The sequence below is a fragment of the Enterobacter sp. 940_PEND genome (genome assembly GCF_001059415.1).
In the GTDB taxonomy this organism is placed as follows: Bacteria; Pseudomonadota; Gammaproteobacteria; order Enterobacterales; family Enterobacteriaceae; genus Enterobacter; species Enterobacter cloacae_M.
This window is the reverse complement of record NZ_JUMS01000113.1, coordinates 40,131-52,286: the sequence shown is the minus strand read 5'-3', so window position 1 is coordinate 52,286 and position 12,156 is coordinate 40,131. Positions and strand designations below refer to the sequence as shown.

At 51.8% G+C, this 12,156-nt stretch carries 13 protein-coding genes and 1 pseudogene; 2 read left to right on the top strand and 12 right to left on the bottom strand.

Translation table 11 applies throughout. The annotated features are described in order from the left end of the window. Positions 1 to 201: 201 nt before the first annotated feature. From pgsA to uvrY, 3 genes are read right to left on the bottom strand one after another with little or no spacing between them, the layout of a single operon-like run. On the bottom strand, positions 202 to 750 hold the full coding sequence (gene pgsA, locus ADJ24_RS15995) for a CDP-diacylglycerol--glycerol-3-phosphate 3-phosphatidyltransferase (RefSeq protein WP_023312285.1): 549 nt from the start codon (positions 748 to 750) through the stop codon (positions 202 to 204). 56 nt (positions 751 to 806) lie between these two features. Then, entirely contained in the window at positions 807 to 2,639 is a 1,833-nt protein-coding gene (uvrC, locus tag ADJ24_RS15990) for an excinuclease ABC subunit UvrC (protein ID WP_023312286.1), read from the bottom strand. Beyond that, the gene (uvrY, locus tag ADJ24_RS15985) at positions 2,636 to 3,292 is read right to left on the bottom strand and encodes a UvrY/SirA/GacA family response regulator transcription factor (RefSeq protein WP_013096026.1); all 657 of its coding nucleotides are present in this window, start codon (positions 3,290 to 3,292) and stop codon (positions 2,636 to 2,638) included. The genes uvrC and uvrY overlap by 4 nt, the downstream gene beginning before the upstream one ends. 372 nt (positions 3,293 to 3,664) lie before the next feature. On the opposite strand from uvrY, the pseudogene ADJ24_RS25865 reads away from it, so the two are divergent. After that, positions 3,665 to 3,733 (top strand): annotated as a pseudogene (locus ADJ24_RS25865) (hypothetical protein); the annotation flags it as partial. 25 nt (positions 3,734 to 3,758) lie between these two features. Beyond that, complete coding sequence (locus ADJ24_RS15980; protein WP_008500345.1) at positions 3,759 to 3,983, top strand: DUF2594 family protein; 225 nt, start codon at positions 3,759 to 3,761, stop codon at positions 3,981 to 3,983. 66 nt (positions 3,984 to 4,049) lie between these two features. Here the strand turns inward: ADJ24_RS15980 and sdiA are convergent, their stop codons facing one another. The 9 genes from sdiA to ADJ24_RS15935 form a co-directional block, all read right to left on the bottom strand. Continuing rightward, a complete protein-coding gene (gene sdiA / locus ADJ24_RS15975; protein ID WP_045356857.1) occupies positions 4,050 to 4,772 on the bottom strand; it encodes a transcriptional regulator SdiA in 723 nt (240 codons plus the stop codon). Between the two features lie 220 nt (positions 4,773 to 4,992). Next, complete coding sequence (gene tcyN, locus ADJ24_RS15970; RefSeq protein WP_023312288.1) at positions 4,993 to 5,745, bottom strand: L-cystine ABC transporter ATP-binding protein TcyN; 753 nt, start codon at positions 5,743 to 5,745, stop codon at positions 4,993 to 4,995. Next, positions 5,742 to 6,410, bottom strand: a complete 669-nt coding sequence (tcyL, locus tag ADJ24_RS15965; protein ID WP_023312289.1) for a cystine ABC transporter permease — start codon at positions 6,408 to 6,410, stop codon at positions 5,742 to 5,744. The genes tcyN and tcyL overlap by 4 nt, the downstream gene beginning before the upstream one ends. Positions 6,411 to 6,431: 21 nt before the next feature. After that, positions 6,432 to 7,418, bottom strand: coding sequence for a D-cysteine desulfhydrase (dcyD, locus tag ADJ24_RS15960; RefSeq protein WP_023312290.1), 987 nt, complete (start codon positions 7,416 to 7,418; stop codon positions 6,432 to 6,434). A gap of 106 nt (positions 7,419 to 7,524) precedes the next feature. Then, the gene (tcyJ, locus tag ADJ24_RS15955) at positions 7,525 to 8,325 is read right to left on the bottom strand and encodes a cystine ABC transporter substrate-binding protein (protein WP_023336163.1); all 801 of its coding nucleotides are present in this window, start codon (positions 8,323 to 8,325) and stop codon (positions 7,525 to 7,527) included. An 86-nt stretch (positions 8,326 to 8,411) separates the two neighbouring features. Then, a complete protein-coding gene (gene fliZ / locus ADJ24_RS15950; RefSeq protein ID WP_023312292.1) occupies positions 8,412 to 8,963 on the bottom strand; it encodes a flagella biosynthesis regulatory protein FliZ in 552 nt (183 codons plus the stop codon). Positions 8,964 to 9,017: 54 nt separating this feature from the next. Further along, entirely contained in the window at positions 9,018 to 9,737 is a 720-nt protein-coding gene (locus ADJ24_RS15945; protein ID WP_014170714.1) for an RNA polymerase sigma factor FliA, read from the bottom strand. A 129-nt stretch (positions 9,738 to 9,866) separates the two neighbouring features. Then, complete coding sequence (fliB, locus tag ADJ24_RS15940) at positions 9,867 to 11,072, bottom strand: flagellin lysine-N-methylase (protein WP_023312293.1); 1,206 nt, start codon at positions 11,070 to 11,072, stop codon at positions 9,867 to 9,869. A gap of 62 nt (positions 11,073 to 11,134) precedes the next feature. Then, positions 11,135 to 11,959 (bottom strand): flagellin, encoded by an 825-nt coding sequence (locus tag ADJ24_RS15935; RefSeq protein WP_023312294.1) that lies wholly within the window; start codon positions 11,957 to 11,959, stop codon positions 11,135 to 11,137. Between the last annotated feature and the right edge of the window lie 197 nt (positions 11,960 to 12,156).

Here is a 12,156-nt window from a genome sequence, read left to right as displayed (position 1 = left end):
CGACCCCGACCTTGGCAAGGTCGTGCTCTACCAACTGAGCTATTCCCGCAGAACATCAAGTAAACATCTAACCACTTGATTTCATTATCGTCCGGCTGACTGTGCCGCCGTTCGATGCGTTGCATTCTACTGATATGACGTTATGAGTCAACGTTATTTTTTGCATCCCCGGATCGTTTGCTGAAAATTACGGCGAAACGATCACTGATCAAGCAAATCCCCGCGCGCAGCGTTCAAATATTGCAGCATGGACCACAGCGTCAGCACTGCCGCCACCCACAGCAGACCAATTCCCGCCCATTCAACCCAGGCGTTCGGACGCCAGAGCATCCAGACCAGCGCCGCCATCTGCGCCGTCGTTTTGACTTTACCAATCCACGAGACCGCCACGCTGCTGCGTTTACCCAGTTCCGCCATCCACTCGCGCAGCGCAGAGATAATGATCTCACGGCCGATCATGGTTGCCGCCGGCAGCGTTACCCACCAGGTGTGATAGTGCTCGGCTACCAGCACCATGGCGATAGCGACCATCACTTTGTCTGCCACCGGATCGAGGAAGGCACCGAAACGGGTGCTTTGATTCCAGCGACGGGCCAGATAGCCATCAAACCAGTCGGTGACTGCCGCGATCAGAAAGAGCAATGCGCAGGCGAAAGGTGCCCAGACGACCGGCAGATAAAACGCCAGTACAAAGAACGGAATGAGTACAACACGAAAGAGAGTGAGCAACGTAGGGATATTAAATTGCATAATAACGGTAACTGTTTGTTGTCAGTAAAATTTAGCTCTATGTTGCTACAGAGCCCTCAATGTTTCAACGAGTAGTAGATCTTTTCTGCCAGCCCTTGCGAAATACCCGGCACTTTTGCAATTTCCTCGATGCTGGCGTTGAGTAATCCTTGCAAACCGCCCATATATTTCAGCAGCATCTGCCGACGTTTTGGCCCCACGCCTTCGATCGTTTCCAGGCTACTGGTGTTTTTTACCTTCGCCCTTTTTTTGCGGTGACCGCTGATGGCATGATCGTGTGATTCATCGCGAATGTGCTGGATGACGTGCAGCGCCGGGGAGTCCGGCGGCAGGCTGAAGCCCTCACCTTCCGGCTCGAAGAACAGTGTCTCCAGACCGGCCTTACGATCGGCCCCTTTTGCAACGCCAAGCAGCAGCGGATGGTTTTTATCCCAGCTGACATCAAGCGACTCAAATACCTCTTTTGCCTGGCCGAGCTGCCCTTTCCCGCCGTCAATCAGGATCACATCCGGGATTTTGCTCTCTTCTATGGCTTTACCATAGCGACGCCGCAGCACCTGATTCATCGCCGCATAGTCATCGCCCGGCGTGATCCCGGTGATGTTATAGCGACGATACTCGGCGCGCAGCGGGCCGTTAGCATCGAACACCACGCAGGAGGCCACCGTCTGTTCCCCCATCGTATGGCTGATGTCGAAACACTCCATCCGTTTCACTTCCGGCAGTTTCAGCAGCGTTGCCAGGGCCGTTAAACGCTGATTCACCGTCGACTGCAGCGATAGCTTAGTGGTGAGCGCCGTCGCCGCGTTGGTGCGTGCCAGCTTCAGATAACGCGCACGATCGCCGCGCGGTTTGGTTTGTACATTGACCCGACGCCCCGCCAGTTCAGAGAGCGACTCGCCCAGCAGGGTTTTATCGTCAAGATTAAAATCGAGCAGGATCTCAGAAGGCAGCGTGCGCATCTGGCTCCCCTGCAGATAGAACTGGCCGACAAAGGTTTCCACCACTTCACCCAGTTCGGTACCGCCAGGCACTTTCGGAAAATAGCTGCGGCTACCGAGCACTTTGCCCTGGCGAATAAACAGCACGTGCACGCAGGCCATTCCGGCGTCAAAGGCTACGCCGATGACGTCGAGATCGTCACCGGTATTCGAGACAAACTGTTTCTCAGTGACTCTGCGCACCGCCTGGATTTGGTCGCGGATCCGCGCGGCCTCTTCGAACTGGAGTGCGGCGCTGGCTTTTTCCATGCGCGCGATCAGCTGCGTTAAGACCTGATCGTCTTTTCCGGCTAAGAACAGGCGCACATAATCCACCTGCTGGGCATACTCTTCTTCACTTACCAGCCCTTCCACGCAGGGCCCCAGGCAGCGTCCAATCTGGTACTGCAGGCACGGGCGCGAGCGGTTACGGTAAACGCTGTTTTCACACTGGCGGATCGGGAAGATTTTTTGCAGCAGCGCCAGCGTTTCTCGCACGGCATAGCCGTTAGGGAACGGCCCGAAATATTCGCCCTTAGCGTGTTTTGCACCGCGGTGCATGGCGAGGCGCGGATGGGTGTCGCCGCTCAGAAAAATAAACGGGTAGGATTTATCATCACGCAGCAGGACGTTATAGCGCGGCTGGTAGAGCTTTATATAGTTGTGCTCAAGCAGCAGCGCTTCTGTCTCGGTGTGCGTGACGGTGACATCAATATTCTGAATGAGTGAGACCAGCGCTTCGGTCTTACGGGAGGCCAGGTTACTGCGAAAATAGCTGGAGAGGCGTTTTTTAAGATCTTTTGCCTTCCCCACGTAGATAACCGTACCGCCAGCGTCATACATGCGATAGACGCCAGGCTGGCTGGTTACAGTTTTCAGAAATGCTTTTGAATCGAACACATCACTCACTGACTTAACAACGTCTCCGCATTACACAAACCGTGCCGGATGGCCAGGTGCGTCAGTTCGACGTCACCATGAATGTTCAGTTTACTGAACATCCGGTAACGATAGCTGTTCACCGTTTTCGGGCTGAGATTCAGTTGTTCCGAGATCTCATTCACCTTCTGACCTTTGGTGATCATCAGCATAATCTGCAATTCACGCTCGGACAAACTGGCAAACGGTGATTCGGTTTTCTCGGGCTCGATCTGACTCAGCGCCATCTGCTGGGCAATGTCGGAAGCAATGTAGCGCTGTCCGGCAAACACGGAACGGATTGCATTGACGACTTCCTGCGGCGCAGCACCTTTACTCAGGTAGCCCGCTGCGCCCGCCTGCATCACTTTCGCGGGCAGTGGGTTTTCGGTATGCACGGTCAGCATGATGACTTTGGTATCAACAAAGGTACGCGCGATTTTGCGTGTTGCTTCAAGACCACCGATACCGGGCATATTCATATCCATCAATACCACATCGGCCGAGTTTGTGCGGCACCATTTTACCGCATCTTCGCCGCAGCACGCCTCACCGGCAACTTTAATACCTTTAATATCTTCAAGAATGCGTCGTATCCCTGCGCGCACCAGTTCGTGGTCATCAACAAGAAGGACGTTGATCAAAGGAAATGTCTCCAGAATAGGGATAACGCTACTGAGTGATAATTTGGTTTATATTAACGGTTTTCCTCACAAGATTAAAACGTTAAAAAACCGGCTATTCGATTTTGCTCTCGTTTTTGGAAATTAGGCTGTACAGTCCGTGGAAAGAGAGACCATGCATTCAGGGCTTTTGCAGCTTTTTTTAAGCATCTGTATTCAAAAAGTTACAAAAAACTTGCAGGCTTTTCCTGCAAAAAAACAGATCTCAAATTTTTGTAACAATAATTAACGGCAAGCGAACCGGGCATAAACAATTAATAGCCTTTGACGACGGTACAGTTTACCGGTACGTTCTGTTTACGCAATTAAACATCCACGTAAAAGTACAAAAAACAACCGCTGCATTTTTTGCTTCAGCTTGTGGTATACTCCGCCGCCTTGACTTTCGTCGTCGCGCTTTAGCGCCGTTAAATAATGAGGAAAATAAATGAGCACACCTGAATTTGCCACTGCGGAGAATAACCAGGAACTGGCACAGGAAGTAAACTGCCTGAAAGCACTGCTGACGCTGATGCTGCAGGCGATGGGCCAGGCGGATGCCGGTCGTGTGATCATTAAAATGGAAAAACAAATCGCTGAGATGGAAGACCAGGCTGAATCTGCGGTATTTGCTAACACCGTTAAGCAAATCAAACAAGCCTACCGCCAGTAACAAAAAACGGCTGGATGCAGTGCATTCAGCCGTTTGTTCGTCTGTCACGCAGAACGTAGTATCCTGTCAGATCAGTCCCGTTGCCGCCGCGTAGCAAGCAATCTGGGTTTTGTTGGGCGCGTTGAATTTCTTCTGCATATTTTTCTGATGGAAGTTAACGGTATTCTCAGAGATAGAGAGAATGATCGCTATTTCCGCTGACGTCTTCCCTTCCGCAGTCCATTTCAGAATTTCGCGCTCGCGTTTGCTGAATTTCATTTCGGGTGGCATAACCATCCCATCTTCAAAACGCATCAGAGAAGTTAAGGCCATTTGCACCAGCATTTGCAGCCGCAGTTCTATTTCCTCACGGGCAAAAGGCCCTTCCTGTACACTAGTACGAGAAACAGACAGGAAGCCAAGCGCATGATTAGGCAGCATCAGGCACTGCGTTATTCCCGCGCGTAAACCGTGGTCCTGGGCGCTATGCCATAATTCCTGAGCCTCGGCAAATAATGCGTCTGTCCAGGGCAAATGACCCTGGATGAAATTTTCCGCTTTTAAAACAGGATCGATAGCGAAATAGTTCGCGGATTGATATTGCGCCATCCACGGCTTTGGATAAGTGGTCTGCAAAGAGATTTTAGGGCGCGTAAAGGGCACGGGATGCCGCACGCAGAGCGCGTAATAATCGAATTCCAGCGCCTGAGTTTGCCGCTCTAGCTCCCGATATACCTCATCGGTATTCGTCAATTCCTGAAACCGGAGGGAGCAATCCCGTCGCCAGGTGAAAAAGTCTGAATCCTTCATACTTACTAAATGAAGCCTCTAAAAGATAATCATTATTATGGTGAATATAACCTAACACATAAAACTTTTTTCTAACTACAAAATATCGGCATGAGCACAATTAACTTTACTATTGATAAGGTTTATCCGGGCCGGATGGAATAAAAAAACAAACGACTGCCCCCGAAGGGAGAATAATTTGCTCCAGCCTAACTTTCTGGAGCAAATTAGTGCAAAAATTCTACTGCATAAGGAATTTTTCAAGGAACTGACGGGTTCGGGGCTGTTGAGGGTTAGCGAACAGGCTTTTCGCCGGTCCCTGCTCCACGATCCGCCCCTGATCCATGAAGATGGCTCTGTCAGCAACATCGCGTGCAAAGCTCATCTCATGTGTCACAATCACCATCGTCCGTTTCTCCTGCGCCAGCTGGCGAATGGTGTTCAGCACCTCACCCACCAGTTCCGGATCGAGCGCAGAGGTCGGTTCATCAAAAAGGATCACATCAGGGCGCATCGCCAGCGCGCGCGCTATCGCTACGCGCTGCTGCTGCCCTCCCGACAGACGGCGAGGATAGCTGGTCTCTTTCCCCGCCAGCCCGACTTTAGCGAGCAGTTCACGCGCGCGTACCGTCGCTTCCTCTTTCGATTCACCTTTTACAATCACCGGCCCTTCAATAATGTTCTCCAGAACCGTACGGTGAGGGAAGAGATTGAAGTTCTGGAATACAAAGCCGACATGCTGGCGCAGGCGGCGAATTAACCCTTTCTGCTGGCTGATGGATTTCCCGGTATCAATCGTGATATCCCCAACCCGAATGGTGCCGCCTTCCGGCTGTTCAAGCAGGTTAATACTGCGCAGCAGCGTCGTTTTTCCCGAACCGCTCGGTCCGATAATCGCCACCACTTCACCCTGCTCTACTTCAAGATCGATCCCGTGGAGCACCGTTTGACCGTGGAATTTTTTCACCAGGTTTTTGACGTCGATAGCACTCATTTTGGATCACGCTCCTGGCGGTTAAGCTGGTTTTCGAAGTAGTTTTGCAGGGCAGACAGCACCGTCGCCATCACCCAGTAAATCAGCGAGGCGGCCAGATACATGGTAAAGACTTCAAGCGTGCGCGAAGTAATGAGCTGCGCCTGACGGAACAGTTCCGGAACCTGAATCGTTGCCGCAAGGGACGTATCTTTCACCAGGCTAATGAAGCTATTGCTCAGCGGTGGAAGCGCCACGCGTGCCGCCTGCGGCAGAATGGCCCGACGCAGCGTCTGCCATGGCGTCATCCCGATACTGGCAGCTGCCTCCCACTGCCCTTTGTCAATGGAGGAGATCGCCGCTCGCAGGGTTTCTGACGTGTACGCCGCGGTATTGAGCGACAGACCAATCATCGCTGCGGGGATCGGATCCAGCTCGATACCAAACTGCGGCAAGCCGTAGTAGATCATAAAGAGCTGGGCGATAAGCGGCGTGCCGCGAAATACGGAAATATAAAAGCGCGCCAGCCAGCGCACCGGCAGGATGGATGACATGCGCATTAATGCCAGCACAAATCCCAGCACCAGCCCGAAGAACATCCCGCCGATACTGAGCTGTAACGTAAATACCGCACCTTTCAGCAGATACGGCAGAGAATCAATAACCAGTTGAATACTTTCTTGCATTATTATTTTTCGACCTGATTTTTAGACATGAGGATGGTAGGCAAACAGCGCAGGCGCCCCGCCGGTATGGACAAATAAAATCGGCCCTTCATCCTTAAAGCGTTTCTGCGCAATGCCGTCAATCAGTCCGGCCATCGCTTTGCCGGTATAGACCGGATCGAGCAGTATCCCCTCGAGGCGCGCCAGCAGCTTCACCGCCTCCATGCCCTCTTCGTTAGGCGTGCCGTAACCCGGCGCAAAATAGTCGTCCCAGAGCAGAATGTCGGCCCTGGCCTTCAGCTCCAGCTGCTCGGCTACCGCCTGCTGTAAGGTGACCACTTTCGGCTTCTGCTCGGCGACGCTGCGGGACACCGTCACGCCAATCAGCTCGACGTCCGGCAGCAGTTGTTCCAGCCCCACCGCCAGCCCGGCATGCGTGCCCGCGCTTCCGGACGCGACAACCACGGAGGAGAGGCTTACCGCACCTTCGCACTGCTGCGCAATTTCCAGCGCACTCTCCACATATCCCAGCGCGCCCAGCGCGTTCGAACCGCCGACGGGGACAACGTAGGGGCGGAACCCCTGCGCTTCCAGACGCGTCGCCAGCTCGTCGAGCTGGGCGGCCGGATCGGTCAACGCATCCACCATTTCGACCTGCACGTTAAACAGGTCCAGCAGCAGACGGTTGCCGTTGGTGAGATAGTTTTCTGCCCGCGTGCCAATCGGGTTTTCCAGCAATGCCACGCAGTGGAGCCCGAGCTTTGCCGCCACTGCCGCCGTCTGACGAACGTGGTTGGACTGGATAGCCCCGGCGGTAATGAGCGTATCCGCGCCTTCGCGCAGTGCATCAGCCGCCAGAAACTCCAGCTTGCGCAGCTTATTGCCCCCCATCGCCATCGGCGTCACGTCGTCACGCTTGATAAAAATATCGCGCCCTAAATAATCAGAAAATCGCGGCAGGTACTCCAGCGGCGTTGGCGCGCCGATGAACTCCAGGCGGGGAAAGCGCGTTAAATTCTGTAGTGACATGGGTTCTCCGGTAACTCTGACAAAATGTGATATTTTTCATTATGCACGCAGACGCGAAAGAAATAAAAAAGGCGCTTTTAAAAGCGCCTTTTTTTACGGCAGAAGCTTATTTCGTGACGTCTGCACCGAACCACTTCTCGGAGAGCGCTTTCAGGCTGCCGTCTTTTTGCATGTCAGCAATCGCGGAATCAATCGCTTTGACCAGGTCTTCGTTACCTTTACGAACGGCAACGCCTGATTCCTGACGAGAGAACGCATCACCCGCTACCGCCAGGGTATTGTTGGTTTTCTTCACCAGATCCAGCGCAGCCAGGCGGTCAACCAGAATGGCGTCGATACGGCCCACGCGCAGATCCTGGTATTTCGTCGGGTCATCATCATAGGTACGGATATCCACGCCCTGCACATTCTGGCGCAGCCACTCTTCGTAGTTGGTACCCAGACCGACACCGACTTTCTTCCCTTTCAGGTCCGCGGCAGTTTTAATTCCGCCTTCGTTGCCTTTCTTCACCAGCGCCTGAATACCGGACACGGTGTACGGCGTAGAGAAGTCATATTTCTTCTTACGCTCGTCAGAAATGGTCACCTGATTAATCACCACATCAATACGTTTGGAGTCCAGCGACGCCAGCATACCGTCCCATTTGGTCGGTTTCAGTGACGCTTTAACGCCGAGGTGCTTCGCCAGCTCTTCAGCAAACTCCACTTCAAAACCGGTCAGCTTACCGTCATCGCCCTGGAAGCTGAACGGAGGATAGGTTCCTTCCAGCCCGACCAGCAGCGTACCGCGCTCTTTTACTTTATTCAGCAGGTTTTCTGCGGCGAACGTTTTCACGCTCATACCCGCAACCAGCGCAACGGCCATAACACCCATAAGCGCCTGACGACCCAGAAGTGCAAATTTCATAAATACCCCGATATAGTGGAATTTTTACGTAGTGTAGAGAAATCGCCTGCAACGTCAAAGGCGACTGCGCTACATCTTATTCTTTTTTAATATATATCAGAAGTTGTTCCGGCGTGGGCTTTCTGCTTTATGGCACCCGGCATTTGTACCTTGTATTGAGCATACTTGCGCAGCGCAATTCGGTAGTTGTTGGTGCTGGTCGCAGGCAGCCACGGCTCCAGATTTTCATCCAGATAACCGGTTTTCAGCAGATCGCGAGAAATATTGTTTACGGACAGATGTTGCCCAAGGCGGCGCAGGCGAACGACATATTCGCGAACGGTGCCGTGGCTCATTTCCGTTTGTTCAAACAGGAACTGCTTGAAGCCGATAATATCGAAGAAGTCGCTTTGCTCTTTGCAGTGGAGATCCCCACAGAAACGGCAAAGCGCCACCCACTCTTTTTGCTCTTCGAGCCATGCTGCTTCGTCCATCAACGTGTCGAGACGCGAAATCGCAATCTTATTGACGATTTCGCCCCGGCGAACCAGCGTGATACGATCGAGTAACTTGTTACAGTGGGCGCAATGCGTCTGGCTGTGTTTAAAGTCTTTCAGGTAGCGGCTTAAAGGCCGTCTTTTAGATTGCTGCACCGTCATGATAACTCCTGGTTGTCAATACGTTGTGCGGCATTTTTAAGGTGAATCAATCACCTATAACTTACCCAGCTTGGTTCGTAAGCGTTTAATGGCCTGGCTGTGCAGCTGGCTCACCCGCGACTCTCCCACCTCCAGAACAGCGCCAATCTCTTTGAGGTTAAGCTCTTCCTGGTAATAAAGGGTCAATACCAGCTGCTCGCGTTCAGGCAGAGCTTCAATAGCCTCCATGACGCGCTGGCGTAAATTCCCTTCCATTAAATGGTGTAACGGGTTCTCCTGCTGGTGCTCGTCCGTCACCAGCTCGATGCTATCGCCATGCTCTTCTCGCCACTCGTCATAAGAGAAGAGTTGGCTATTATTGGTATCGAGCAACATCTGACGATACTCTTCAACAGCAATGCCAAGACGTTCCGCCACTTCGGTTTCCGTTGCGTTACGTCCCAGTTCCTGTTCCAGCTGCCCCATCGCATGCGCCACTTCGCGCGCGTTGCGGCGAACGCTGCGCGGCACCCAGTCTCGGCTGCGCAGCTCGTCCAGCATCGCACCACGAATACGCTGAACTGCGTAAGTCGTAAATGCCGTTCCTTGCAGAGCGTCGTATCGGTCAACTGCATTCAATAACCCGATACCGCCCGCCTGTAGCAGATCGTCGAGTTCCACGCTCGCCGGCAAGCGCACCTGGAGGCGCAATGCTTCGTGACGCACCAGCGGGACATAACGCTGCCACAGCGAGTGTTTATCCATTACACCTTCAGCGGTATAGAGTGAATTCACGATAAACAGCCCTGCGTTAGTTGAGTTATCGGCATGATTATCCGATTCTGCAGGGCGTTCAATTGGATGAAAAAGGGGGATAAAGTGAGGTTATTCTGAGGTTGCCCACAACAGGGGCAACTATTCTGGCTAAATTAACAGTTGTAACAATGAAAGATCGTCGCCCAGTTTGACGCTATCTATATGTTGATGAAAGAGCTTTCCCGCTTCCTGATTATGCTGGCTAAGGGAGTGGAAGCTGTAAATAACATCAATAATATTATCTTGTTCAATTTTCCCCGCCACGATCGCCTGACCGGCAAGTAACGTTTTAAGGAAATAGAACTCCGCAACGATTAAATAAAGATTATTCAACATGCTGCGGCCATTGTTCTGCGGGAAACCCTGCTCCCAGAGTTTGTATTTAAAAAAGTTCTTAAATAAATGGTCATTGGTCGCCAGGTAACTGCCCGCCACATCGCGCCAGACGGACTCGATGTTCTCCATGACCTTCTCTGCCGGGACGGTGTCACCCGAAGACTCAAATTGTTGATAAAGCTGGGTAAAATAACGGTTTAATACCGCACCGCCGCGGGCTGTCACTTTCTTCGTGAAGTAGCTCTGGATGAGCGAAATTAACGCGAATTTCAGGCTGTAGTTCTGATTAAATCCGCCTAATTCCGTTTTGATTTTACCGCTCACCAACTCGTTAACCAGCGAGAAATAGACCGTTTCGAGCGTGCCGATATTCTCTGCGATGTTATCGAGCTTTTCAGCCACCATGAGGAATTTCACTACGGCGTAAACCTGCTCTTCAACGCTGACGCCCTCAACGCTGAAAATATTCTGGCAGAAGAGATTGATGACCTTGGCCTTCAAATCAATCATCGGCGCATTATTGACGTCCTGCTGAACAATGACAGATTCCATCAACGACATAGACTCCCGATCGTTCAACAGAAGTCGGGTCACTTCCGGACACGAGAGGTTCAGCGATTTTTCGATTTCATTTTTATAGACCCGGCTTGTCCGTGGAAATGTCGAACAGGTTGGGCTTAAGGCCTGGACGCCCATGGCGCCATGAACAGAACAGAGTTTTTCCGTATCCATAAACGGGCAGTTTTTACTTTCCGTATGGAAAATCACTTCACCCCAGTGGTCATAGTTTTTTTTGGTGACTTTTATCGCCGTTTTCGCCGTCTGACGAATGGCGGCATTTTTACTGTTCAGGTAGCGGTTAACGGAGGATTTATCAAATGCGATGGTCCAGCCCTGACAACAATGTTCACGGCATTCCCCACCGACACATGAAAAATCTGCGACCAGCTTTGGTTGAGTGACACTGATTTGTTTCACAGGCGGATTCTCAAATAGCAGAGATAAAAAAACCCCGCCGAAGCGGGGTTTCACGCGTAATATTAACGCAGCAGAGACAGAACGGTCTGTGGAACCTGGTTTGCCTGAGACAGAACAGAAGTACCAGCCTGCTGCAGGATCTGCGCGCGGGACATGTTGGAAACTTCAGTTGCGTAGTCAGCGTCCTGGATACGGGACTGAGCAGCAGACAGGTTGTTAGAGGTGTTGTTCAGGTTGTTGATTGCAGAAGTGAAACGGTTCTGCACAGCACCCAGACCAGAACGTGCTTTATCAACAGTAGCGATAGCTTTGTCGATGGTGTTCAGGTCGGTAGCGGTCATTGCTTTCAGGTCGATAGCGTTCACGCCCAGAGTAGTAGAGTCAGCTTTAGCGCCGCTCAGATCCAGGTTGATGGTGTCGCCGTCGTTAACGCCAACCTGAATTTTAACCACACCAGCAGTACCTGCAGTGCCGTCCAGCAGTTTGATGCCGTTGAAGTCAGTTTTGCCCGCAACGCGGTCGATTTCAGCCAGACGAGCGGTAACTTCATCCTGCAGAGAAGCCAGGTCAGATGCGCTGTTGGTGCCGTTGCTTGCCTGAACAGCCAGTTCACGAACACGCTGCAAGTTGTTGTTGATTTCGTTCAGAGAACCTTCAGCAGTCTGCGCCATGGAGATACCGTCGTTGGCGTTACGCGCTGCCTGAGTCATCCCTTTGATCTGAGCGGTCATGCGGTTTGCAATCGCCTGGCCAGCAGCATCGTCTTTCGCGCTGTTAATACGCAGACCGGAAGACAGACGCTCGATAGCAGTGCCCAGAGAAGACTGAGATTTGTTCAGGTTGTTCTGAGTGGTCAGGGACAACAGGTTAGTATTGATAACTGCCATAATTTTGTTTCCTTCAAAAATTGGGTTTTAGGTCCGGTGCCTAACACTCACAGCGTCTCTCACCGTCAACAAGGTTATCGACGGGTCCCCAAAAGACTTTAGAATCAATTTTGAAAAAATTATAACATACTGATTATTAATGATTTTATTTTTAAAAAATCAATTAAGGTCTGCCGGAGGCTTATTATTTACGCTTT

What these genes read in the sequence shown, in the direction of transcription:
- pgsA (WP_023312285.1), bottom strand. Translation starts at nt 750, where the DNA reads ATGCAATTTAATATCCCTACGTTGCTCACTCTCTTTCGTGTTGTACTC.
- ADJ24_RS15980 (WP_008500345.1), top strand. Translation starts at nt 3,759, where the DNA reads ATGAGCACACCTGAATTTGCCACTGCGGAGAATAACCAGGAACTGGCA.
- sdiA (WP_045356857.1), bottom strand. Translation starts at nt 4,772, where the DNA reads ATGAAGGATTCAGACTTTTTCACCTGGCGACGGGATTGCTCCCTCCGG.
- tcyN (WP_023312288.1), bottom strand. Translation starts at nt 5,745, where the DNA reads ATGAGTGCTATCGACGTCAAAAACCTGGTGAAAAAATTCCACGGTCAA.
- tcyL (WP_023312289.1), bottom strand. Translation starts at nt 6,410, where the DNA reads ATGCAAGAAAGTATTCAACTGGTTATTGATTCTCTGCCGTATCTGCTG.
- dcyD (WP_023312290.1), bottom strand. Translation starts at nt 7,418, where the DNA reads ATGTCACTACAGAATTTAACGCGCTTTCCCCGCCTGGAGTTCATCGGC.
- tcyJ (WP_023336163.1), bottom strand. Translation starts at nt 8,325, where the DNA reads ATGAAATTTGCACTTCTGGGTCGTCAGGCGCTTATGGGTGTTATGGCC.
- fliZ (WP_023312292.1), bottom strand. Translation starts at nt 8,963, where the DNA reads ATGACGGTGCAGCAATCTAAAAGACGGCCTTTAAGCCGCTACCTGAAA.
- ADJ24_RS15935 (WP_023312294.1), bottom strand. Translation starts at nt 11,959, where the DNA reads ATGGCAGTTATCAATACTAACCTGTTGTCCCTGACCACTCAGAACAAC.